Below are 22,693 nucleotides of genomic sequence, written 5' to 3' on the forward strand. Positions count from 1 at the left end.
ATCCGATGCCCGGAGCACTTCACCGCCCCGCCGTGGTCTCCCTCATATCCGACCTCATCGGCCGCACCCCGTTGCTGGAGGTGGCCGCCTCCGAGACCGGCAGCCGGCTGCTGCTGAAGCTGGAGATGTTCAACCCCACCGGTACGGCGAAGATCCGGATGGCCCGCCAGATGGTCCTCGACGCCGAGGAGCGCGGCGCGCTGCGGCCCGGCGGCCGCATCGTCGAGTCGACGTCCGGCAACACCGGCCTCGGCCTCGCCGTCATCGCCGCCGAACGCGGCTACACCTTCACCGCCGTCGTCGACCACCACGCGTGTGCGGACAAGCTGCGCGCCATGAAGGCCCTGGGCACCGAGCTCGTCCACGTCGCCGACCGCGGCACCGACGAACTCGCCACCGCCGCACGGGAGGAGCTCGCCGAGGACCTCGCCCGCGGCCGGGACAACACCGTCTTCACCGAGCAGCACAACAACCCCAGCAACGGCGTCGGCTACTTCCCCGTCGCACACGAGCTGTACGAGGCCCTCGACGGCCGGCTCGACGTGCTGATCGGCGCGGTCGGCACCGGCGGCGCGCTCTGCGGAACGGCCCGCGAACTGCGCACGCTGCTGCCGTCGTTCACCACCATCGGCGTCGAACCCAAGGGGTCGATCGCCTTCGGCGGCCCCGCCCACGACTACTACCAGTCCGGCACCGGCACCCCCGAGGGCGCGGAGATCGGTGCCCTGGTCGACTTCCGACTCATCGACGAGGGCGTCAAGGTCGGCGACGTCGAGGCGTTCGCCACCTGCCGGGCCGTCGCCCGCACCGGCCTGCTCATCGGCGGCTCCGCCGGCGGCGTCGTCCACGAGGCCCTGGTCCGGCTGCCCCTGCTGCCGCCCGGCAGCACCATGGTCGCGCTCGTCAACGACGGCGGGGAGAAATACCTGGACACCGTCTTCGACGACGCCTGGATGCAGGACCGCGGCCTCCTCGACCCCGCCGCGGAGCGGGAGATCGAAGAGCTGCTGGGCAAGCTCCGCGGGAGCCGCTGACCCATGCCGACCACTCTGCTGCGCGACAGCCGCGCCCTGGCCACGCTCGCCGTCCCGCTGGTCCTCACCCAGCTCGCCCAAGTCGCCCTGACCACCACCGACACCGTGATGATGGGCCTGCTCGGCACCGAGGAGCTGGCGGCCGGCGGTCTGGCCCTGGTCCTGTTCAACCAGCTGCGCACGATGGGCGTCGGCCTGGTGACCGCCGTCGGCAATCAGACAGCGGCCGCGGCGGCGCGCGCCGAGCGGACGGACGCGCAAGGCGAGCACGGGGAGGTCCGGGCGCTCGTCCGCGCGAGCCTGGCGGTGGCCACGCTCGCCGGTCTCGCCGGCGCCGTCGCGCTGATCCTCATCGGCCAGGGCCTGACCTGGCTCGGCCAGGACGCCGCCGTCGTCGCCCGCACCCGGACCATGCTGCTCGCGCTGGCCCCCGGGCTGCTGCCCTGCCTGTGGTTCCAGGCCGTCCGCCAGTTCACCGTCGGCATGCGCCGCCCCCAGGCCCTGCTGCGGATCACGCTGGCCTCCATCGCCGTCAACGCCGGCCTGAACTGGCTGCTGATCCACGGTATGTGGGGCCTGCCCCGGCTGGGCCTGACCGGCATCGGCGTCGCCACGACCACCGTCCACCTGCTGTCCTTCCTCGCCCTGTACGCCTCGGCGCGCAAGGACGGCCGGCTGGCGCCCCTGCTCACGCTCAACGCGGCCAGGGCCGACGCGGCCACCGTCAAACGGCTCGTCGGCCTCGGCGTACCGATCGCCGCGACGTACGGATCGGAAGCCGGGTTCTTCTCCCTCACCGCGCTGATGGCCGGCTCCTTCGGCCCCGCCGCCCTCGCCGCGCACACCGCCGTCAACCAGCTCGTCTACATCGTCTTCCAGGTCGCCGTCGGCCTCTCCCACGCCGCGTCGATCCACGTCAGCCGGGAACTCGCCCTCGGCCGCGCCGACGCCGCGCGCCGCATCAAGAACACCGCGCTCGCCTGCGCGGCGGCCGTCATGACCGTCGTCGGCGCGGCCTACCTGACCGTGCCCCGGCTCGTCCTCGCCCCCTTCCTCGACTCCGGCCCCGACTCCGGCCAGGCCCTCGCCCTCGCCACCCGGCTGCTCATGGTCACCGCGCTGCTCCAGTTCTTCGACTGCGCGCAGAACATCGGCGTCGGGCTGCTGCGCGGACTCGACGACACCAAGAGCGGCTTCCGCATCACCCTCGTCGGCTACTGGGCGGTCGGGCTGCCCGCGGCCTGGCTCCTGGCCTACCCCCTGCACCTGGACACGCTCGGCATCTGGCTCGGCCTGCTCACCGGCCTGGCCACCACCGCCGTACTGCTCCTGCGCCGCTACGACAGCCATCTGCCCGGCCACCTGCACCGACAGACCCTCGATCACCCAGCGTGACATCACGTGCCGTGGCGGCCCGCCTCCGCCCCCGCCCGGTTGCGTCTCGGCGCGTGGAACGCCCTGCCGGATCGCAGGGAATCCGCCATCCTGGCCGGATCACGCGCACCGGCTAAGGTGCTCCCGCGAACTGTTCAGGCATGCGATGAGGGGAAGGTCTGACGGTGTCCGATCCGGGGCGGCTCATAGCCGGCCGTTACCGACTGGTGGAGCGGGTGGGCCGCGGCGGTATGGGCACCGTGTGGCGGGCCGAGGACGAGCTGCTCGGCCGGCACGTCGCCGTGAAGAAGCTGCACATCCCGCCGCAGCTGCACGACGACGAGGTCCTCAGGCTCCACGAACGCACCCGCCGCGAGGCCCGCAGCGCCGCCCGGGTCACCCACCCCCACGTGATCGTGGTGCACGACGTCGTCGACGACGAGGGCCTGCCGTGCATCGTGATGGAGTACATCCCCTCGGTCACGCTGAGCGACGTGGTCAAGCGGCAGGGCGCGCTGTCGCCGGGCGAGGCGGCCCGGATCGGCCGCAGCACGGCCGCCGCACTGCGCGCCGCACACGACGTCGGAGTGCTGCACCGGGACGTCAAGCCCGCCAACGTCCTGCTCGGGCACGACGGGCGGATCGTCCTGACCGACTTCGGCATCGCCGTGGAGTCCGGCACTTCCACGCTGACCAAGACCGGCGAGCTGGTCGGATCGATCCACTACCTCGCGCCGGAGCGCCTGCGGCCCGGGATCGCCGAGCCCGGCCCCGCGAGCGACCTGTGGTCCCTGGGAGCGACGCTGTATCAGGCGGTCGAGGGGCGCCACCCGTTCCAGCGGGACACCGCGATCGAGACGGCGTACGCGATCGCCGCCGAGGACTACCACCCGCCGCGCAACGCCGGACCGCTGACCTCGGTGATCGAGGGGCTGCTGGTGAAGGAGCCGGGGCGGCGGATGGACGCGCACGAGGCCGAACGCCTGCTGGCCGAGGCGGCCGCGGCGGGCAGCCGGACCACGGCGGCGCCCGGCACCGCCTCCACCGCCTCTGTCGCGCCTGCCGCCGCCGACGACCCGGCCACGCGCCCGGAGCCGGTGGCGGACCCCGTGGCCCCGGCGCGCGGTGGCCGACGCCGCCGGGCGGCACTGTGGCTGGCCGTGGCGGCCGCGGTCGCCGCCTCCGTGACCGGCGCCACCCTGCTGTGGCCCCAAGGCGACACCGATGCGACGGCCAGCGCTCCGTCCAAGGCCCCCGCCTCCGACAGCCCGAGCCCCCGCCCCTCGCCCCCGCCACCGCTGCCCGCCGGATACCACCTGGAGAAGGCCGGGGAGGGCTTCTCCGTGCCCGTACCGGACGGCTGGGCCCCCAAGGACGTGGCCGGCGGCGAGGTCGCCTACGTCGACCCGACCCGGCTGGTGGGACTGCGCGTCGACGTCGTGGAGTTCGGGGGATCCGACCCGGTCCGGCACTGGGAGCAGACCGAGGAGGAGCAGACGCGCCGCGACAACCCGGGCTATGAGCGGGTCCGGATGGGCCCGACGACCTTCCGGGGACGGCCCGCCGGGTACTGGGAGTTCACCTTCCCGGGCCAGGCGCGGGACTTCCGGGCCGTGGAGCTGTCCTTCACCGGCACGGACGGCACGCAGTACGTCGTCTACCTCTCCGCGCCGAACGCCCAGTGGAACGCATACCGGCCGGTCTTCGACAACGCGGTCAAGGGGATCCGGCTGCGCGCCTAGGTGCTTCGCACGTGGGTCTGAGGCCCCGCGTCCGCACCGCGGGCCCGCCCCGCCATGCCGACATCACGCCCGGATGCGCGCCTTGAGGACCTGGGTGCCGATGGCGAGGGTGACGCCCAGCAGCAGGACGTAGAAGACGCCGATCTTCTGCAGGTCGTCGAGGAAGAACCAGACGGAGCCCAGACCGGTGAACCAGAACGCCACCAGCGCGAATCCGCCGGCGCGGGCGTCCTTGTAGCCGGCGACGAGGCAGAGCGCGGCGACGACGCCCAGGACCAGGGCGATGATGACGTAGTGGGTGTCCCAGCCGAGGTAGCCGCGGGCGAGCTCGGACCAGACCACCACCGCCTCCGCCACCGGCCCCCACACCACCGCGCACGCCAGCCGCGCCGACCACAGCAGCAGCACCGCCCCCGCCACACCGGCGAGCAGGGCGACCCGGGAGAACTGGCCGACCTCGATCACATCGGCCCGGGCGATCACCAGCGTCAGCAGGCAGCCGAGCAGCGCCACCGCGCCCTCCGCCGTCGGCCGGAACACCACCCGCGCCGGGCTCCGGCGCGGGGCGGGCGGGGACTGCGGGACTTGCGAGTGCGGCGGGGACTGCGGGGCCGGCTCGCCACCGGACGCCCGCCCGCCACCGGACGCCCGCCCGCCACCGGACGCCCGCTCGGCGCCGGACGGTGCCGCGACCGCCGCCCCGGCCGCGGGGTCGACGGTGGTGGGGGTCCGCAGCGGGACGGCCTGCGGGGCCGCGACCGCCGCGGTGAGTGCCGCCTTCATCGCGGCGGCGTCCGCGAAACGGTCCTGCCGGTCCTTGCGCAGCGCCCGGGCGATCACCTCGTCCACGGCGGGCGGCAGCTCCGGGCGCAGCCGGGAGGGCGGCACGGGTTCCGCGGCCAGATGCTGGTGCATGACGGAGAACGGGGAGTCCCCCGTGTACGGCGGACGCCCGGTCAGCAGCTCGTACAGCAGGCAGCCCACGGCGTACAGATCCGTACGGTGGTCGGTCTCGGCTCCGTTGATCTGCTCCGGCGCCAGATAGGCGGGGGTGCCGACCGCCACGCCGGTCCCGGTCAGCCGGGTGACGGCCTCGCTGAGCGCCTTGGCGATCCCGAAGTCGACGACCTTGACCTTCCGGCCGTCGGTGAGCATGACGTTCGCGGGCTTGATGTCCCGGTGCACGATGGCGTGCCGGTGACTGTGGTCCAGGGCCTCCAGCACCTGACCCACGATGTCGGCCGCCTGCGCCACCGGCAGCGCACCGTCCTTCAGCACCTGGCCGAGGGTCTGGCCCGCCACGTACTCCATCACCAGATACGGCTCGGCGGCGCCGCCCCCCGCGTCCTCGCCCACGTCGTGGACGGTGGCCACACCGGGGTGGTTGAGCGCGGCCGCGGCGTGCGCCTCGCGCTGGAACCGGGCGAGGAACTCGGGCTGCAGCGCCAGCTCGGCGGAGAGGGTCTTCACCGCGACGGTACGGCGCAGCCGGCGGTCGACGGCCCGGTAGACCGTCCCCATCCCGCCGTGTCCGAGCTGCTCCACCAGCTCGTACCGCTCCCCCAGGATTCTGTGCTCCACCGGATTCCTCCACGGACCGAAAACGCCAACACGGCGGAAGACGGGCTGGAGCGCGGCGGGGTTCCCCTGGCCAGGGACGGTGCGGGGTCACTCGCCGATGCCGAGCAGGGCCAGCGTGATGTTGTCCGGGCCGCCCGCCTCGATGGCGGACTTCCACAGTTCGAAGGCGGCCCGGCCGTTCTCATGGGTCCGCAGCAGGTCGTCGAGCTCGTCCTCGGGCACCGGGTCGGTCAGACCGTCGGTGCAGATCAGATAGCGGTCGCCGGCGGTGAGCGGGGCGGTGGCGACGTGCGGGGTGATGGCGCTGAACCGCGTGGCGCCGCCGAGTGCCTGGGTGACGAGGGAGGTGGTGCGGCGGCCGGGCGGCAGGGGCGGGCTGTCGTCCACGCTGACCTGGCGCAGACCGTCCCCGGTCACGTCGAGCACCCGGCTGTCACCGACGTTGAAGATCAGCAGCGACTCCGCGAGGACGACCGCGCCGGCGACCGTCGTCCCCATGGTCATCAGGTCCGGGTCGCGGCCGGCCGCCGTGTACACCGCGCGGTTGCACAGGTTCAGGGCCTCGCGGACGGCCTGCTCGCTGCTGAGGGACGGGCCGAGCGCGGCCAGCTGCCGTACGGTCAGGGCGCTGGCCACCTCGCCGGCCGGCTGGCCCCCGATGCCGTCGGCGACCGCGACGACGAGCGGGGTGCCGAGCGGGAAGACCAGGGTCTGCGGGTTCTCGGTCGCGGTGCCGCACAACGTCCAGGGGCCGGCGACCAGGCTGTCCTCGTTGTGGTCGCGGAGCAGGCCGGGGTGGCTGAGGGCCGTCACGGTGATGTACCGCATGGCAGGATGCCGCCTCTCTGCGTCGTCGGGTTCAGTCGCCCGGCTCGGTCGTCGGACCGGGCGTCGGACCAGGCGCCTCACCGCCGCCCAGGGTCTGCCGCCGCATGAGCCGGGCGACGTCCTTTCCGGTGACGATCCCGGCCAGCCGGCCCCCGTCCACGACCAGCAGACGGGTGCCGGTTCGGAGGGTGAGGCGTTCGAGGGCCTCGCTCAGCAGGTCGTCCGGGGCGGCGATCGCGCACTGGGACAGCGGGGTCGCCACCTCGCGCACCCGCAGGTTCTCCCGCTCGGCCGGCGGCACCACCGCGAGCCGGCGCAGCTGCACCACGCCGCTGGGGCGACCCTCGAAGTCGAGCAGCGGGAGCGCGGAGTGGTGGGAGGGCACCGCCACGTCCTCGATGAAGCGCTGGACGGTCAGCCAGTCGGCACCCGTCACCACCGGGCTGGACATGGCGTCGGCGACCCTTACGCCGCGCAGCGCGGTGTGCAGCGCGGCCCGGCGCCGCTCCGCACCGGCGACGATCATGATGAAGAGGCCGACGAAGACGATCCACAGTCCGCCCGGCGCCCCGCGCAGCACGGAGATCCAGCCGACGGCCACCATCAGCACGCCCATGACCTGGCCGCTGCGGGAGGCCGCCAGATCGGCCCGCTCCCGGTCGCCGGTGCGCCACCACATGACCGCCTGCACCACCCGTCCGCCGTCGAGCGGCACGGCGGGCAGCAGATTGAACGCGCCCAGGAACAGATTCGCCCAGCCCAGCCACATCGCGACCACCGCGGGGATCTCCGCCCAGCCGGACAGCAGCTGCAGGCCGAAGCCCGCACCGAGCACGGCGCCCCCGATGCCCAGGCTGGTCAGCGGGCCGCTGACGGCCACTAGGAAGGCCGCCGCGGCGGTCTTGGGCCGGCCCATCCGCGTCATACCGCCCAGCGCCCACAGCGTGACGTCCTCGACCGAGATCTGCTTCCGGCGGGCGGTCGCCGCGTGCGCCGCCTCGTGCAGCAGCAGGCTGCCGGTGAGCAGCGCGGCTCCCACGACGCCGGCGAGGGCGTAGACCGCACCGGAGCGGCCCGGGGTCCAGGCGGGCAGGGCCTGCCGCCCGAGTCCGACCGCGAACAGGCCCACCAGCAGCGGAACGCTCCAGTGCATCCGCAGTGGTACGCCGACAACCTGTCCTACCTGGACCGATCCGTTCATCTTTGTCCTCACCCACCCCAATTGTCGCTCGCGGAATCTACGCTGGACGTAATGACGGGAGCGCTGGACCTCCGGAGGTGCGCCATGGGGCACAGCCACCACTTCCACGTGGATCAGGACGGCCACTCGATCACCGTGAACGTCGGCCCCGGCCGCGACGGGGAGATCGAGCTGCTGGTCGACGGCAAGGTGATCGCCTACCAGAAGGAGCACGGCCCGGGGATGAACGTCCTGGCCGGCGAGCTGCCCGAGCAGCCCGCCCACCCCTTCCGCGTGCTGCTCCGCCAGCCGCACCTCGTCCCGTCCATGCCCCGCTGCACGCTGGAGCTGGACGGCGTGGAGCAGCCGATGCCGGAGCGGCTGGTGCTCTGAGGAGGGGGCGGTGCTCTGAGGAGGGGTTGGGCCACCCGGCTGATTCTCGGCTTCGAGCGTTTTATTCCCTGCGGGTTGAACGACGATGCCGATGGACAACGGCAGCACGATACGTCTGGCATCGAAACGATGAACAGGCGAGGAGCACCGTGAGAAGAATTGCACAGGCGGGAAGTGTCATCGGGGCATGCGGACTGGTGCTGTTCGGCGCCGGGGCCGCGCAGGCCGTGACCGTCCCGGGCGAATCCCTGTTGTCGGCCGTCGCGGGCGCGGATGTCGGCACCGTCACCGGCATGATCTCCGGGGTGGTCTGCAACAACCGCCTCGCCGACTTCAATTACAAGTCACCGGTACGCAAGGCGCCGCACCCCTGCATCAACGGCCCGGTACGCAGCGGCAACAGCAAGAACAGCGGGAACTTCCTCAACCGCGGCAACCCGAACAACAGCGGCAACCTCCACAGCTCCAACGGCTCCACCAACAGCTCCAATTCGACCACAGGCGCCTCGGAGGGCAGCGGCAACCACATCCAGAAGATCCTCGGCCTGCACCACTGAGACCGAGCGAGCACGGTCACAGCGGGCGCAGCGAAGCGGCCCCGTTCCCGGTACGTACCGGAAAACGGGGCCGCTTCGCTGCGCGTGGACGTCAGAAGTGCGTGGAGCCCGTGGCCCGTCCGATGTGCTGGACGTTGTTGCTGGTCTTGCTCTCGGCGCCGGTGGTACCGCCGGCGTCGTCGTTGGTGTTGCCGTTGACGTTGGTCGGGCTGCCGCTGTTGTTCGGGTTGCCCGTCATGTCGACGTTCTGCGCGTACTTGACGTTACCGCTGTTCACGGGCCCGTTGACACAGATCTTGGCCCGGGGACCGCAGCGGAGGATGGCGTGGAAGCTGGCGATGGTGTCGCTGTTCCACACGCCGTCGCCGTACCCGTCGAATCCGTCCCACGCCTGTGCCGGCGACGCCCCACCGACGGCCAGGAGCAGGCCGCAAGCTCCTGCGATCACATATTTGACGCGTGCCATGTTCTTCACTGTGTGCTCCTGCACCTCGCGGTTTGGTCACCCGCGGACTTGCTACCGGGCGGGCCGGTCTCCACCAAGCCTGAGCAACGGCCCGTTGCCCGTATTCACCCTCTCCGACCACCGGATTCACCGTGACGGCCCTCCGGTTGGCCACGGCCGTGCCCGGCCGCCCCGTTCAGCCCCGCAGCTGGTGCCCCGGGTAGAGGTGGTCCGGCCCCTCGGGCAGCCGGTGCTCGTTCTGCTCCTGGCGGGTCCTGGGACCGTCGGGGGTGTCGCTGCTGTCGATGCGCTTGGCGCTCTCGGTACGTGCGGCGGCCTCGGTGCGCTCGGCGCTCTCACGACGGCACTCACGCGGGCTTCCACCGTCCCTGCCGTCCCCGCTGTCCCCGCTGTCCCCGCCGGCGTTCGCGGGGGTCCGCTGGGTGGTGCGGGTGGTGGCCTGGCCGCAGCTGGGCCAGGCGGACAGGCCCTGGTCGCGGACGATGCGCCGGCCGATGGCGATCTGCTCGGCGCGGGTGGCGAGGTCGGCCCGCGGGGCGTAGCGGCGGCCGCCGTAGGCGCGCCAGGTGCTGAGGGCGATCTGCAGGCCACCGTGGTAGCCGTTGCCGGTGTTGATGTGCCAGCGGCCGCTGCTCTCGCAGGCGGCGATGCGCTCCCAGTCGGGCACCGGCCCGGACGACACCTCCTGCGCCGCGCTCGGGCCGGCCGGGCCTAAGATGCCCAGCACGGCCAGCAGCACGGACAGGACCGATTCGGCGGACCGCTTGGCGAGGGGCGACGGCATCACGGGCATCCTCCGCAGTGCTCCGGCAGCGCCGCGGCGCAGTGCACGCCACGAACGGTGGGCACACACCAACTAACCCGGAAATATGGTTTTCTGCATGCCGGGAGAGCGCGACATGCGGGCGATTCACCCGGGTGGACCATTGCCTGAGCCGTCGCCCCGATAGCGCGTCAAGGACCGAATTCAGGCCATCACCGGGGAATTGACGGCGGTGCGGTCGCGGACACGGCTGGAAACGGGCAATTACGTGACCGAATAGGCGAAGGACGGGGTGAGCGGAAGCGGTTCGGGGGTCGCCACGGCGAACTCGTAGGCCGCCGAGAAGGCGAAGTTCCTTACCGAAACCCGGACTTCGAGGCCGTAGGGATCCGGCACCGTGACCGTGCCGTGGTCGGCGCCGAAACCCGCCTCGATGCGCTCGGGAGACACGGACAGACCGCGCCCGACGGCCTGCATGGCGGCGTCCTTGCGCACCCAGAAGCGCGTGATCAGACGTTCCCGCTCGTCGGCGGGGCGGCTCGCCGCCAGCTGCGACTCCCGGGCCGTCAGCACCTCGTACGGGGTGTCGGGCGGGCAGTCGTCACGGCGGACGGACTCCACGGAGAAGCCCATCCGGCGGGCGTCCTCACCGCACGCCACGACCAGCAGACCACGGGTGCCGTACAGCTCCCAGTGGCCGGCGGCGGCCATCGCGGTGCTCACCCGGTCGGGGAGCCTGGCCAGCAGCCAGCGGCGGGACGCGGTGTCGAGGGTGGCTCTGGAATGGCCGTTCAGGCCCAGGCAGTTGTCCGGCGACAGCGTGCCCTTGGCTCCGCCGCGCGGGGAGGACGCGGCGGACGGGGAACCCATGGGGACGACGAATACGGGTACGGGGGTGGCTGCCACGCCCGGGTGCGGATGCGGGTACGGCCGAGCGGGCGGTTGCGCGGGTGCGAGCGATGCGGGGCGGGCCGGGGCCCGGTGGTGCTGGTGGTGCCGGTGGTCAGAAACGTCCTGGTCAAGACGCTCCGGACAGAGTTCGAGAAGAGCGGCGTTCGTTTCCACGTACTTTCCGTCCTCCACAGTTGAACGGTGCCAAGGCCGCACTGGGTGAGTGGCGGCCCGTCATACAGATGCTGTCTCCCCCTTTTTCGCCTACATCGATCGATACAGACAGCCCAAGGTTTGCAGATCCTCCGGAGCCTTCGGGTCCTCCCTCCTGCTGATGTACGGCTACATACTTCGATGTACGGGAGACCGTCCCAAATTCGGGCGCCAGGGCCAAGAGAACGGGCGGAGCACCGAAGTACTGTCCTCGTGTGTGGTTACGCCCTTTCCCCAGTACGCACGCACGCCGCCGGCCCATACCGCTCCGTGACCTCAGAATGGCGGTGGGTTTCTTCGCCGGCTGTCTCATTCTGTATGTCCTGGGCGGCCCCCGGGTCATGGGCAGCGACATTCCCGCCTGGCAGGCGGTCCTCCCGGTGCTCGTGCTGTGTACGGCGACGGCGTTCCGCAGTGCGCTGCCGCCCATGGCGGTCGCCGTCGGCACCGTCACCGTCACCGTGGAGATGACCTCCAGCGGCGGCCTGGGCCCCGTGCTGATCTATACGGACCTCCTCTACGCGGCCGCCCTCTACGGCGCCCAATGGCTGTGCCGCGTCCTGCAATTCGGAACCGTGGCCGTCACCATCGCCACCACCGTCACCCTGGTCGCCATCAGCGACCGCTCGGAGGGGGTGACGACCGGCGTCATCGTCGCGATGCTGCTCATCTCCCCCGTATGGACCGGGCTGTTGATAAGGAACCACAAGGAGCGCGCGGACTCCGAGCGCGAGCGCGCCGCACAGATCAACCGCCTGGCGGAGCTGGACCGCAAGACAGTCCTGCAGACCGAGCGCACCCGCATGGCCCGTGAACTGCACGACCTGGTGGCCAACCACCTCAGCGCGATCGCCATCCACTCCAGCGCGGTGCTGTCCCTGACGGAGGCGAAGCGGGCGGCGCAGAGCGCGGCGGTGGCCGAGGCCGACAGCGACGCGGGAGGGGAGTCCACCGTGAGGGTCAAGGCCGACGACGACCCGATACTGCAGGCCCTGGCCGTGATCCGGGAGAACAGCGTGCAGGGACTGGCCGAAATGCGCCGCATGGTGGTGCTGCTGCGCTCCGACCGCGGCGTGGACGACGACTGGGACCGCCCGCAACTCAACGCCCTGGGCGCCCTGGTGGAACAGGCCCGCCCGGCCGCCGACGCCGCGGCCCTCACCCTGCACACCGACTTCCCCGAGAACTTCCCCGAGGTCTCCTCGGTCATCGAGGTGACGGCGTACCGCATCGTGCAGGAGGCGCTGACCAACGTCCTCAAGCACGCCTCGGCGGGGCGGGTGCGGATCCGCTGCCAGGCCGGCGCCGAACAGCTCACGATCACCGTCGACAGCCCGCTGGCCCGCCCCGACCCCCGGACCCGGCAGCACCCCGTGGAGCGGCTGGCCACCGGCGCCGGAGCCGGCCTCACCGGCATGTCCGAACGGGCCGCCCTGGTCGGCGGCCTCTTCGACGCGGGCCCGGACCGCACCGCCCCCGGCCGCTGGAGGGTACGGGCGGTACTGCCACTGACACAGAACACCTAGGGCACTGCACCTAGGGCAGTCCCCTAGGGCAACACACAGACTCCCGGGGCGGTGCCGCTCCGGGTACCAGGACGGGGGCGGTGAGGACGAGAGGTGGATCAGCAAGTGGAGGAGCCGGTGGACGAGTTAGTGAACGACGATGCCGCGCCCGAACGGATGGCAGGACCCACACCGACAGCAGGCCCTGCGCCGACATCGTCAAGCCCCACCCCACGCATCCGCGTCCTGGTGGCCGACGACCAGGCCGCCGTACGCTCCGGACTGGTCCTGGTCCTGCAGACCGACCCGGACATCACGGTCGTCGGCGAGGCCGGCGACGGCGAGACGGCGGTCCGCCTGGCCGCCGAACTACGCCCCGACGTCGTCCTCATGGACGTCCAGATGCCCCAGCTCAACGGCGTCGCCGCCACCCGCCGCATCGTCGAGCGCGGTCTCGCCGAGGTCCTGGTCCTGACCACCTTCGACCTCAACGAGTACATCTTCGGCGCCTTACGTGCCGGAGCCGGCGGCTTCATCCTCAAAAACGCGGAGCCCGCCGTCCTGGTGAGCGCCGTACGCGAGGTCGCCCACGGCGACGGCTTCCTCACCCCCGCCATCGCCCGCCGCCTGATCACCGAATTCGCCGGCCGCCCCCCGTCGGCGGTCCCCATCCCCACCCTGCCCGACGGCTCCTCCCGGGCCCTCGAAACCCTCACCAAACGCGAACTGGAGGTCCTGGCCTGCATCTCCCAGGGCCTGGCCAACAGCGCCATCGCCGAGACCCTCAACCTGGCCGAGGGCACGGTGAAGACACATACGAGCCGGATCCTGTCCAAGCTGAACCTGCGGAGTCGAGTACAGGCAGCGATCTTGGCTCAGCAGCATGGGGTTGTGTTGCGGGGGTGAGGGGGCGGGGGCTGGGGCGGGCCCTTGCTTGCCCTGGGCCCGCCCCTCCGGCGTCTACCCCGGTCGTCGTGTCCCCACGGCGGCATCGAGGCCGTCATCGTCCGGAACGGGCAGCCGCGCACCCCTGCTCTCGGCCACCCGGCGCACGTCGACCAGGGATGCGGTCAACTCGACGGCCAAGAGGTGGATTTCGCCGGGCGTCCACATCCGGGCGTCCAGGACGCATCGTGCTTCCTCGCTGAGTTCGGCGGCCAAGTGAAGCTGCGCCGCCTCCACCTCATCAGCAAGACGCGACACGAACCCCGCCCCGTCACCTACAAGGAAACACGGGTTCCCGTCTGGGCTCAGCCACGGAAGGAGCCGCGCGGTGTCCGTGGGACTCATCGGCCCGCCACCTCCACACCGTGAATCCAGCGCGACCCGGCATCCATCCCGCTCACCGCAAGCCACAGGGCCCGCCGCCGCCCACACTGCGACGCACGCTCCAACCGTCGTTCCCGCCGCTCCTCCGGCGTGAGGACGTACGGCCGAAGCAGAGCCGTGTCCTCGCCGCGCAGCAGCTCGGGCCCGCGTACGGGTACACGACGCAGCGTGTTCGTCGATGCCTCCCCATGTCGGACGGACACGCACTCCTCGGCCGCACGATGACGGTCCGGCGCAGGAAATAACAACCGCAACAGCGGCTCGAAGATTCGGACGATACGCTCTGCCATGTTGACGCTCCTTAGCAGCGTTGACCACGCCCCGGGGGGTCTCACCACCTCGCCGGGGTCTGACGGCCTCATGCTGCTGCCGCGTCTGCGGAGCGAGTTTCACGCCTTGTGAAACATCACGTGATGCCGAGCCACGAGGCGAAGCCTGAGAGGGATTGCTTGCCGTATCGCTCCAGATGGATCAACGTCTTCACGGTCTCGCGCACCTGGGGATGATTCCGGGTCTGCTCAGGCGCCACACTGCGCGCAGCTTGGAGCGCGGCAAACGCCTTCTCCCGATTCCCGTAGTCGAGCCAGCCCTTCGCGGCGTCCATGTACCACCGGCCCGCCCGTACGGGTGCCACGTTCGCCGGGAGTCGGGTGCGCTGGGTCCGCCGGACGACTTCAGGCCCGTCGTACATCTCCACGGCCACCCCGAGCCGGTGCATCGCGACGTTGGTCGGTCCGAACTCCAGGCCGTAGTGGTTCGCGTCCCGTCCGAGACACCGAGCGGCGTCCGCTGCGGCGTCGAGGTGTGCACGCGCAGTAGGCGCGTTCCCGGCCCGCGCGGCGAACATCGCGGAGCGCAGGTGTACGGAGCCATGCACGCTGAGCGTCGGTCCGTCCATACGGCCGATGTCCTCTCCCAGGTCGTGCCGTAACCGGTCGAGAAGCCGCATGCCGCGGTCGTAAGCGGAGGCTTGGAGGAACAAGGTCGCCCGCTGCCACTGCGTACGGCCGATGCGCAGTGGGTCTTGCGACTCCCGCGCCGCCCACTGCACCCGGTCCATCGCCTGCGAGCGCAGATCAAACAGTCCTACGGCGTACGCGATGGCGGTCACACCGCTGTACGCCTCCGCGAGCAGCCCGAATAACCTCTCCCGCTCGGTGCCCTCGGCGGAATGACAGGCGGTCGACAGCTCGTCGAGGAGTGGAGGGAGCAGCCGGCCGAGGTTCGCGTAGCGGGCCTTGCGGCCGAGTGCGGAGGCGCGTGCGACATCGCCGGCCAGCTCGTCGAAGGAACGGACGGGGAGATCCTCGTCGGGCAGATCCCACGACAGCATGGCCGTCTGGATGTCCGGGACCGTCGCGTGCACCCGCCCCCGCTGCGGATCCTCGTACGGCTGCCCGGTGAGTTGCTCCAGCCGGACACCGAGCGCCCGAGCGGCACCGGCGGTGAGCGACGGCGAGGCGGGCTTGTGTCCACGCTCCACCTGAGCAATCAGCGACTTCGAACACGGGATGCGCTGCGCAAGCTGGAGCTGAGTCAAGCCGCGCGCCTTACGTGCTTCCGCGATGCGCTGTCCGATGCGTTCGCTGGCGCTGTCACTGGCGTAGGGCATCCTGGCACCCCTCCGGATCTCGACACTCCGAAGGTACCGCGGGTCGGGCAGGGGGAACGAGGCGTTGTCAACGCGCGCCCTTACCACCGGTGTTCACCGACGACGGCCCTGGCCCACGGCGCCTGACACGTCCGGTGTCACCCGCGGACCGACCGCTTTGCCTCAGCCCATTGACGCCTGCGCCTCGGAGCGAATCTTGCTCACCTTGTCCGCAAACGCTTGCAGATCGACAGGCTTCGGATCCTTCGCCAAATCTACGGAATCAGTCTCAGCCACGCTGGCAGACGTACCGGAATTCGCCCAGGCACAGTACGGCAGGGTAACTTTCTGCCCCGCCACGCTCTTCACGCCCACCCCGCAGGTCAGCGCATCCCCACCTCCACTAGGCCTGAACTTCTTCTCAGGAACGGCGACGTCGACGTCCGGGGAATTCATCATCCCTTGAATCATGTGGTCAACACCCTCTTCGGGGTCATCGATGGTGCCGTAAAAACCCAGCAGCACCAATGACTTGGTGCCCCGATGTACTGACCGCCAGCCGAGCGCACACCATGCGCATTCACCCCGTCATGCGGAACCTGCGAATCTGCCTGCTGAGATATGTCCTTGTCGAGGGTGTACTTCCCACCGACAAGGGACTACGGCACCGTGAGCTTGCACTTCGGACCGCCGGAAGGCCCGCTCACACCCCCATCCTGCGGCCCCCGAAAATCACAGCCGACGCCACGCTCCCAACGACCAGCACTCCAACAACTGCCCCGATAATCCCACATATCTTCCCCGCATTACTCTTCGACGGAAGCGGCGGCACCACTCCCGGCCCGCCATATCCATAGGGAGCTTGCTGCGGCACCCCATAGGGGTCTTGCGGGGCAAACGGCCCAGGGACTGGCGTCACCTGCATACCAGGCGCCTGCTGCTGATACCCGCCTGATACCCGCCCGGCGGCCCAGGCTGCGGCCCGCCCGCGAATCGCGGAATGCTTCCCATTGCGAAACACTCGCAGGATCTTTTCCCGGATTCCAGGATCAGCCTTTATCCCATTCGATAATCCATCGCGCTTCCTCGAAGAATTGACGGAGGGAATCTTCATCCTCGACCCATTCATCCCCACCCTCCGCCATGAATTCACGGTCGGCCGCCGTAAGTACCAGGTAGCTGGGAGGGTCATCTGGAAGCTCCTGGATCTTCACATATTTCCCTTGATCATCACCTGATGCGATGTACCCAATCACTCCGATTTTGATCACACTTGCCTCACTTTGCCCCGCCTATTCGATCAGCGGTACATGGTTGTTGACGAATGACTTCTTGTCTCCTGCATTCTCAAAGATCTGAAAATGCACGTGCGGCACATGCGGCCAATGGCCGCCAGCCAGAGAGTCCTGATCCATGCGGAATTGCCTCAAATCATCTGCACTCCGGAAGACACCTCGATTCCGCCCCATTTCCTTATATCCATCTCCCAGGAATTGCTCGCCAGCCGTCAAGGCCTCGTCGGGAGACATGGGATGTTGCCCGACAATGCTACCCTTGCCCGCCCGCGTTTCGGGGATTGCTGGATGCTCACACGGTGACAGGCCCAGGGGATCGACCCATCGATGTGGATTTTTAACGTAGGTGTTTGGATTGTCTGCTGCTTCCAAGCCGAGAGGATCTGGGCTGAGGTAGCGTGCCGTATCCGGCTCGTGATGCCGATGAAAATTGCAGTGCAGCTGGGTTTCTGGATCGAAGTATTGTCCAGCGAATCGGAGAGGGGTGTGGGCCTCTGCGTCTCGGCTCCACGCGGTGGTACCCCAGAGAGTTGCGCGAGCCTGCCAGGTGCTTGTTCCGGAGGGTGCGAATAGTTCGGTCGGCGTACCCATCATGTCGGTGACGATGGCGAAGAAACGTTGATCTATGACCTGTTGGGAGTCATGCAGCCGGCCTGCGCCCGTGGTTTTGCGTTCGGTCTGGGTAAGCGGGGTTAGCGCCTGGTAGTCCCAGGTAAGAACGATCGCCTCAGCTGCATTAGCGACCTGGGTGCTCTGTTCGGTCAGGGTGGGGCCATCCCACGTGAAGGCTGTCTTCTCGAGGACTGTTTGCCCGTCCCCACCCAGGCGCTGTTTCGCAATCCGGCGGCCGAATGAATCGTAGAGATAGCGCCAGGTGATGCCGCCCGGGGTGATGACCGACGTGAGGCGGCCTTCTGCGTTCCAGGCGTAGCGCCAGGTGTCGGGCTTACGGGAAGCACGGGCTTTTTGACGGAGAGTGACGCGACCGAGAGGGTCGTGTTCGTAGCGGATTCGGCCGGCGCGGGTGATTCGAGTGCCGGTATAAGTGCGCTCGCCTCGTGCTGAGGAGCTGGGGTGATGGTCGGGCCAGGTGGCGTGGGTTTGGTTGCCGGCTGCGTCGTAGGCGTAGGTCTCGGTCCAGTCGGTGGCACGGACAGCGGTGACGCGGCCGGCGCGGTCGAGGTCGAAGGTGCGGCGACCGGTGTGGGAGTCGTCGATCGCGGTGAGGTTGCCGTCCGGGCGGTAGGTGTAGGCGCGGTGGAGGACGTTCTGGACCTCTGCAGCGGCGGTGTCGGGCGTCTGGATCGTGCCTGTGCCGATGGTGGTGAGGGATTGGGCGGTGAGGCGGCCGGTGGGGTCCCAGGTGTGGGCGAGCTGGAGCGTGTCGCCGATGGTGCGGGTGACTTCTTGGCCGGCGGCGTCGTGGTCGAAGGTGAGGACGTGGCCGGCGATGTCCATCGCCGTGCGGTTGCCGGCGGTGTCGTAGGTGTAGGTGGTGGTGTGGCCGGTGGGGGTAGTGCGGGAGGTGCGGCGGCCCAGGGCGTCGTAGGTGAACGTCATGGTGCGGCCGTTGACCGATTCGGCGGTGACGCGGCCGAGGATGTCGCGGGTGTAGGTGACCGTCGCGTCCGGGTTGGCTGCCTGCTCCAGGTTGCCGCTGGCGTCGTGTGCGTAGGTGGTGATGAGGCCCGCGGCGTCCTTGGTCGTGATGCGGCCGAGGGTGTCGCGGGTGTAGGTCGTGACTTCGCCGAGAGTGTTGGTGCGGGTGGTGAGTTGGCCGGCGGGGTCGTGGGTGTAGGTGAGAGTGCGGTCGTCGAAGTCGATCTCAGAGGCTAGGCGACCGGCGGGGTCATAGGCGTAGTTCCAGGTCAGGCCCTGGGGGTTGGTGACCCGGGTGAGACGGAGTTCGGTGTCGTGGGTGAACTCGTGGCGGACGCCGTCGGGGTCGGTGCGGGCCGTGAGCAGGTCGAAGTGGCCGTACTCGTAGTGGGTGGTTTGGCCGATGGCGTCGGTGTGGGTGAGGCGGTTGCCCTCGCCGTCGTAGGTCCATTCCTCGTTTGCGCCGGTGGGGTCTATTCGGGCGGCGAGCTTGCCTTCCACTGTCCACACCATGTGGGTGGTTTCACCGAGGGGGTTGGTGACGGAGGTGGTGCGGCCGAAGGCGTCGCGGCGGTAGTGGGTGGTGGCGCCCAGAGGGTCAGTGACTGATACCGGGAGGCCAGCCGCGTTGCAGTAGAGGCGTGTGGTGTTGCCGAGGGCGTCGGTGACCGAGGCGAGGTTGCCTCGGTTGTCGTGGGTGTAGGTGGTGGTCGCGCCCAGTGGGTCCGTCGACGAGGTGCGGTTTCCGGCGGAGTCGTAGGTGTGGGTCCAGGTGGTGCCGTCCGGGCCTGTGGCACTGACGGGGTAGCCGCCGGGGTTGTAGGCGGTGGTGGAGGTCGACCCGTCCGGGAGGGTGACCGTCACCGGGCGGCCCTCATCGTCGTACTCGATGTGGGTGGTGCGGCCCAGCGGGTCGGTGGTGGCCAGGATGCGGTGCCGCGCGTCGCGGACGGTGCGGGTGGTGGCGCCCGTCGGGTCGGTGGTCGCGACGATCTGGTGGTGGTCGTTGACCTGGTAGGTGGTGAGCTGGCCCAGGGAGTTGTAGTGGAGGTTCGTGCGTAGGCCGGTGACCGGGTCGGGGTCGCCCCAGGTGAAGTGGCCGCGGAGGTGGCCTTCGATGCCGCCCTGGGAGATGCAGCGGTCCTGTTCGTCGTAGACGTAGTGGTAGCTGCTGTTGTTGGTGTCGGTCCAGGACGTGATGCGGCCCGCTTCGTCGTACGTGAAGCGGAGGGGGAGGCCGGAGGAGTTGGTGACGGTGGTGAGGTTGCCCGCGTCGTCGTAGCCGTACGTCTTCAGGAGCTGGTCGGTGCCGTCGGGGGCCGCGCCGGCGAGGTGGAGGGCGGTGATGCGGCCCTCGTCGGTGGTGAGGAGGAGGCGGTAGCCGGCGCTGTGGGTGATGGCGGTCGGCGTGCCCTCTTCGGTGTAGTCGAAGGTGTGGTGGTTGCCGTGCCGGTCGGATATCTCGTCGAGGACGGCGAGGTTTTCGGTGTAGGTGGTGAAGTAGCGGCGGGTGCCAGTGAGTGGATCTGTGAGGAGGTAGTCGCCGTCGGGGGTGAGTTCGAGGGGTGCGCCGTCGCCCTCGACGGGGAGGGTGGGGACGCCGACGGCGGGGTGGGGGTAGAGGTGGAAGTTGCCCTCTTCGCCGATGAGGATGACGCCCTCGGAGTCGATCTCCAGGCGCTGGTCGACCGTGGACATCCAGGTCGGGCCGAACCAGCGGCCCTGGCGGTAGGACGACTCGAAGGTGCGGGAGAAGGAGAGCGGGAGACTGCCGGGGAGGGTGATGTCGGTCTGCGGCAGGTGCATGCGGCCGGTGGCCATGTCGATGGGGTCGCTGCCGAAGGTCTTGCACCAGGCGGTACGCAGCCGGTCCCGGACGGTGCGCTTGCCGCCCTCCTTGGCGGCGGTGCGGGCCGCGGTCTTGGCCGCGTTCTTTGCACCTGCCTTCGCCGCCCCCTTGGCCAGTCCCCCCGCGCCCTTGCCGCCGATCGCGTTGACGACCAGGGCCCCGAACGCGTCGCCGGGGTCGCTGCCCCAACCGGAGCCGAGCATGCCCTTGGCGGTGTCGATGGGGTGGAGCGGGGCCTGGGCCAGGCCCATGAGCAGGGTGGAGGCGTTGTTGGCGAACTTCCAGGGGTGGGTGATGTTGTAGGGGTCCAGTGGGTTGACCGTCCGGGCCAGCTTGATGGTCTCGGCCCCGGCCTTGAGGGCTCCGCCGACCATGTGCGCGTTCTGGAGGACGAACGCCTCGCCGCCGTCCTTGAGGGCCGCCCCCGCCAGCTCGGTGAACGCGGGCTTCTCCGGCGCATGGGCCAAGGCGCCCTTGATGGCGTTACGGGCCCGCTCGGCGGCTTCGTTGCGCTGGTGGCGGGCGCTCTTGAGCATGTCCTGGGCGGCCTCGCGGCCCTCGCCACCCGGGTCTGCATAGGCACCGGGCTTCTGCGGCTGGGCGCCGGGGTTCTGCCCGTTCTCGATGGCCGAGTTGTAGGAATCGACCTGCGCGTTGTACGTGTCGAGCTTGGACTTGTACGCGTCGAGGGAGCGCCGGGTGGCCTCCGTCGCGTCGCGGTACTTGTCGATGGCGTCGGATGCCTTGCCCTGCGCCCAGGACACGGTTTCCGCGTACGACTTCAGGGCCTTGTAGGCGTCGTCGCAGGCGTCGGCGGCGTGCATCCACTGCTTGGGGTGCATATCGAACTTCTCGCGGAAGGCGTCGGCGGCCTTTCCGCTCCAGTGCTGGTGCGAGCCGATCTTGCGCATGCCCTCGGCGACGCGGTCGAAGGCGGCGGAGAAGTCCTTGAGGTGGGACGCCGTTTCGTTGATCTTCGAGACGTCGCCGTGGATGAGTTCCTTGGGGTCTTCGGTCTCGCCGAGCTGGCGTTCGTCGACGTGGGCGCCCAGGGCGCCGGCCACGTCGGCGCCGGCGGAGCGGACCGCGTGTCCGGCGTCGTCGAGGCCGACGGTCTCCAGGGCATCGCCCGCCAGGTCGGAGCCGTGCTCGACCAGCTCGCCCGCACCCCGCTCCACGGCGTTCGTGAACTTGCTCGCGCCCTCGCCTATCGCGTTCAGACCATCGCCGAGCCAGTTCACTTGGCCTCACTCCTCTGACCGTGCGAACCGTTTGGCTCGTGGAACTCCGTGGTGACGTCGGCGGGGTCGTCGAAGGGGTGCTTCACCCGTTCAGGGATCGACTGGACGTCCTGGCCGAGCTTGTCGGCCGTCTGCAGCATCCGGTCACGGGACTCCAACGACTCCGCGGACGTCGGGTCGAAGTCGACGTTGAAGGGGTTGTCGGCGGCTATGTCGCCCCATGACGTCTTGTGCAGCTGCTCGGCCGTCTTGGACGGGTCGCCGATGGCGGCGTTCGCGGTCTGCTTCAGCGCGTCCGAGACGTACTGCTCCTGCTCGTAGTAAATGCCGGCGGTCAGGCCCAGCTTTTTGGAGAATTGGTTGGCGTCCTGCATCAAGGTGCGCACGCCCCAGCCCCAGCGGTCGCAGAAGGACTCCAGGACGGTGGCCAGGCCGTCGTCGCCGCATTCCATGTTATCCAGGGACAATTTGTCGAAACCGCGCCCAATTTGGGCTTCCACGTCAAAGCCCAGCTCTTTGAGTTCGGCCGTCGCGGCCTTGAGTCCTTTGGTGAGCTGCTCGAAAGCCTCGGGCTCCAGCTGGTACCCGTTCCCGCCTATCAGGCCCATTCCTACGCTTCCCCCTTGCGTGCCGCGACGTCGTCCGACCCGTCACCCGTTGATCTGTCGATGGTGTCGATGGCCGCGCTGTCGGGGACGATCCCGGCTACCGGCGGGAACAGCGCACCGTGCTCGCTGCCGGCGTCCAGTGCCACCCCGGTCGGGCCCTCGACGGCAGGAATCAGCACGTCAAGGACGCGGGCGCCGGACACCGTGACGTACTGCCACTCCGCGCCGGGCTCACTGCCGCGGGAGACCGCGAAGCGCGAGAGGGCGTCCTCGTCGGTGAAGGCGTACAGCCAGCGGATGCCGTCCAACTCCGTGGAGAGGAGTGTGTCGTCGACCGTCGGAATCAGGACATGGGTGCGGCGGAATTCGCCTACCAGCGCGGCTGGATCCGGCTGTCCCGCGTGAATTGCCGCTACTTCTTCGGCCAATGACATGACAGTCCGGCCCCTCCCCCGATTCCCGATACCCCGCTCAACTGTTCCACCCACTTTGGCATACGGCACTGACAACGCCGCCGGGGACACTCGGCAGAAAAACCGGCCACCGGTTCTTTTTGTTTTCAAATAAGCGACGCGGTTTGGGGTGGCAAATGGGGTGAGTTGGGATCGGGTGCGGATTTCGGGCGCAAGGGAAGCGGCGACCTCACCGCGTCAC

General features: G+C 69.7%; 21 protein-coding genes. 7 read left to right on the forward strand and 14 right to left on the reverse strand.

From position 1 onward, the window contains the following. Positions 1-5: 5 nt before the first annotated feature. The 3 genes from WAB15_RS20215 (at position 6) to WAB15_RS20225 (ending at position 4,150) form a co-directional block, all read left to right on the forward strand. On the forward strand, positions 6-1,034 hold the full coding sequence (locus WAB15_RS20215; RefSeq protein ID WP_399146007.1) for a cysteine synthase family protein: 1,029 nt from the start codon (positions 6-8) through the stop codon (positions 1,032-1,034). 3 nt (positions 1,035-1,037) lie between these two features. Further along, entirely contained in the window at positions 1,038-2,429 is a 1,392-nt protein-coding gene (locus WAB15_RS20220) for an MATE family efflux transporter (RefSeq protein WP_407287090.1), read from the forward strand. A 164-nt stretch (positions 2,430-2,593) separates the two neighbouring features. Further along, the gene (locus tag WAB15_RS20225) at positions 2,594-4,150 is read left to right on the forward strand and encodes a serine/threonine-protein kinase (protein WP_407287091.1); all 1,557 of its coding nucleotides are present in this window, start codon (positions 2,594-2,596) and stop codon (positions 4,148-4,150) included. A 63-nt stretch (positions 4,151-4,213) separates the two neighbouring features. On the opposite strand, the gene WAB15_RS20230 is transcribed toward WAB15_RS20225, so the two are convergent. From WAB15_RS20230 to WAB15_RS20240, 3 genes are all read right to left on the reverse strand, one after another. Then, on the reverse strand, positions 4,214-5,731 hold the full coding sequence (locus WAB15_RS20230; RefSeq protein WP_407287092.1) for a protein kinase domain-containing protein: 1,518 nt from the start codon (positions 5,729-5,731) through the stop codon (positions 4,214-4,216). An 87-nt stretch (positions 5,732-5,818) separates the two neighbouring features. Next, positions 5,819-6,559 (reverse strand): PP2C family protein-serine/threonine phosphatase, encoded by a 741-nt coding sequence (locus WAB15_RS20235; protein ID WP_399146003.1) that lies wholly within the window; start codon positions 6,557-6,559, stop codon positions 5,819-5,821. A gap of 31 nt (positions 6,560-6,590) precedes the next feature. Beyond that, complete coding sequence (locus tag WAB15_RS20240) at positions 6,591-7,760, reverse strand: site-2 protease family protein (RefSeq protein WP_407287093.1); 1,170 nt, start codon at positions 7,758-7,760, stop codon at positions 6,591-6,593. Positions 7,761-7,844: 84 nt separating this feature from the next. Between WAB15_RS20240 and WAB15_RS20245 the strand changes: the two genes are divergently transcribed. After that, complete coding sequence (locus WAB15_RS20245) at positions 7,845-8,132, forward strand: hypothetical protein (protein WP_399146100.1); 288 nt, start codon at positions 7,845-7,847, stop codon at positions 8,130-8,132. 149 nt (positions 8,133-8,281) lie between these two features. Then, on the forward strand, positions 8,282-8,689 hold the full coding sequence (locus tag WAB15_RS20250) for a hypothetical protein (protein WP_399146001.1): 408 nt from the start codon (positions 8,282-8,284) through the stop codon (positions 8,687-8,689). A gap of 91 nt (positions 8,690-8,780) precedes the next feature. Here WAB15_RS20250 and WAB15_RS20255 read toward each other — a convergent pair whose 3' ends face one another. From WAB15_RS20255 to WAB15_RS20265, 3 genes are all read right to left on the reverse strand, one after another. After that, positions 8,781-9,155: a hypothetical protein gene (locus WAB15_RS20255; protein ID WP_407287094.1), complete on the reverse strand. Its 375-nt coding sequence runs from the start codon at positions 9,153-9,155 to the stop codon at positions 8,781-8,783. 175 nt (positions 9,156-9,330) lie between these two features. Further along, entirely contained in the window at positions 9,331-9,939 is a 609-nt protein-coding gene (locus WAB15_RS20260) for a transglycosylase family protein (RefSeq protein WP_407287095.1), read from the reverse strand. A 243-nt stretch (positions 9,940-10,182) separates the two neighbouring features. Further along, positions 10,183-10,824, reverse strand: a complete 642-nt coding sequence (locus WAB15_RS20265; protein WP_399145998.1) for a hypothetical protein — start codon at positions 10,822-10,824, stop codon at positions 10,183-10,185. 485 nt (positions 10,825-11,309) lie between these two features. Between WAB15_RS20265 and WAB15_RS20270 the strand changes: the two genes are divergently transcribed. Beyond that, entirely contained in the window at positions 11,310-12,548 is a 1,239-nt protein-coding gene (locus WAB15_RS20270) for a sensor histidine kinase (protein ID WP_407287096.1), read from the forward strand. A gap of 156 nt (positions 12,549-12,704) precedes the next feature. Continuing rightward, on the forward strand, positions 12,705-13,433 hold the full coding sequence (locus WAB15_RS20275) for a response regulator (protein ID WP_407289258.1): 729 nt from the start codon (positions 12,705-12,707) through the stop codon (positions 13,431-13,433). 54 nt (positions 13,434-13,487) lie between these two features. On the opposite strand, the gene WAB15_RS20280 is transcribed toward WAB15_RS20275, so the two are convergent. From WAB15_RS20280 to WAB15_RS20315, 8 genes are all read right to left on the reverse strand, one after another. After that, entirely contained in the window at positions 13,488-13,817 is a 330-nt protein-coding gene (locus WAB15_RS20280) for a hypothetical protein (RefSeq protein ID WP_407287097.1), read from the reverse strand. Beyond that, positions 13,814-14,146, reverse strand: coding sequence for a hypothetical protein (locus WAB15_RS20285; RefSeq protein ID WP_407287098.1), 333 nt, complete (start codon positions 14,144-14,146; stop codon positions 13,814-13,816). Before WAB15_RS20285 ends, WAB15_RS20280 begins: the two co-directional genes overlap by 4 nt. A 116-nt stretch (positions 14,147-14,262) precedes the next feature. Then, positions 14,263-15,468, reverse strand: a complete 1,206-nt coding sequence (locus tag WAB15_RS20290) for a helix-turn-helix domain-containing protein (protein ID WP_407287099.1) — start codon at positions 15,466-15,468, stop codon at positions 14,263-14,265. A 162-nt stretch (positions 15,469-15,630) separates the two neighbouring features. Further along, the gene (locus WAB15_RS20295) at positions 15,631-15,972 is read right to left on the reverse strand and encodes a hypothetical protein (RefSeq protein ID WP_407287100.1); all 342 of its coding nucleotides are present in this window, start codon (positions 15,970-15,972) and stop codon (positions 15,631-15,633) included. A 524-nt stretch (positions 15,973-16,496) separates the two neighbouring features. After that, positions 16,497-16,718 (reverse strand): hypothetical protein, encoded by a 222-nt coding sequence (locus WAB15_RS20300; RefSeq protein ID WP_399145992.1) that lies wholly within the window; start codon positions 16,716-16,718, stop codon positions 16,497-16,499. Between the two features lie 21 nt (positions 16,719-16,739). Next, complete coding sequence (locus WAB15_RS20305) at positions 16,740-21,431, reverse strand: putative T7SS-secreted protein (protein ID WP_407287101.1); 4,692 nt, start codon at positions 21,429-21,431, stop codon at positions 16,740-16,742. Continuing rightward, complete coding sequence (locus WAB15_RS20310; protein WP_407287102.1) at positions 21,428-21,883, reverse strand: hypothetical protein; 456 nt, start codon at positions 21,881-21,883, stop codon at positions 21,428-21,430. Before WAB15_RS20310 ends, WAB15_RS20305 begins: the two co-directional genes overlap by 4 nt. Before the next feature lie 158 nt (positions 21,884-22,041). Beyond that, positions 22,042-22,473, reverse strand: coding sequence for an SseB family protein (locus WAB15_RS20315; protein WP_407287103.1), 432 nt, complete (start codon positions 22,471-22,473; stop codon positions 22,042-22,044). Between the last annotated feature and the right edge of the window lie 220 nt (positions 22,474-22,693).

The organism is Streptomyces sirii, from assembly GCF_045690365.1.
Classification (GTDB): Bacteria; Actinomycetota; Actinomycetes; order Streptomycetales; family Streptomycetaceae; genus Streptomyces; species Streptomyces sirii.

What these genes read in the sequence shown, in the direction of transcription:
- WAB15_RS20220 (WP_407287090.1), top strand. Translation starts at nt 1,038, where the DNA reads ATGCCGACCACTCTGCTGCGCGACAGCCGCGCCCTGGCCACGCTCGCC.
- WAB15_RS20310 (WP_407287102.1), bottom strand. Translation starts at nt 21,883, where the DNA reads ATGGAATGCGGCGACGACGGCCTGGCCACCGTCCTGGAGTCCTTCTGC.
- WAB15_RS20280 (WP_407287097.1), bottom strand. Translation starts at nt 13,817, where the DNA reads ATGAGTCCCACGGACACCGCGCGGCTCCTTCCGTGGCTGAGCCCAGAC.
- WAB15_RS20235 (WP_399146003.1), bottom strand. Translation starts at nt 6,559, where the DNA reads ATGCGGTACATCACCGTGACGGCCCTCAGCCACCCCGGCCTGCTCCGC.
- WAB15_RS20290 (WP_407287099.1), bottom strand. Translation starts at nt 15,468, where the DNA reads ATGCCCTACGCCAGTGACAGCGCCAGCGAACGCATCGGACAGCGCATC.
- WAB15_RS20215 (WP_399146007.1), top strand. Translation starts at nt 6, where the DNA reads ATGCCCGGAGCACTTCACCGCCCCGCCGTGGTCTCCCTCATATCCGAC.
- WAB15_RS20240 (WP_407287093.1), bottom strand. Translation starts at nt 7,760, where the DNA reads ATGAACGGATCGGTCCAGGTAGGACAGGTTGTCGGCGTACCACTGCGG.
- WAB15_RS20275 (WP_407289258.1), top strand. Translation starts at nt 12,705, where the DNA reads ATGGCAGGACCCACACCGACAGCAGGCCCTGCGCCGACATCGTCAAGC.
- WAB15_RS20245 (WP_399146100.1), top strand. Translation starts at nt 7,845, where the DNA reads ATGGGGCACAGCCACCACTTCCACGTGGATCAGGACGGCCACTCGATC.
- WAB15_RS20255 (WP_407287094.1), bottom strand. Translation starts at nt 9,155, where the DNA reads ATGGCACGCGTCAAATATGTGATCGCAGGAGCTTGCGGCCTGCTCCTG.
- WAB15_RS20260 (WP_407287095.1), bottom strand. Translation starts at nt 9,939, where the DNA reads ATGCCGTCGCCCCTCGCCAAGCGGTCCGCCGAATCGGTCCTGTCCGTG.
- WAB15_RS20315 (WP_407287103.1), bottom strand. Translation starts at nt 22,473, where the DNA reads ATGTCATTGGCCGAAGAAGTAGCGGCAATTCACGCGGGACAGCCGGAT.
- WAB15_RS20285 (WP_407287098.1), bottom strand. Translation starts at nt 14,146, where the DNA reads ATGGCAGAGCGTATCGTCCGAATCTTCGAGCCGCTGTTGCGGTTGTTA.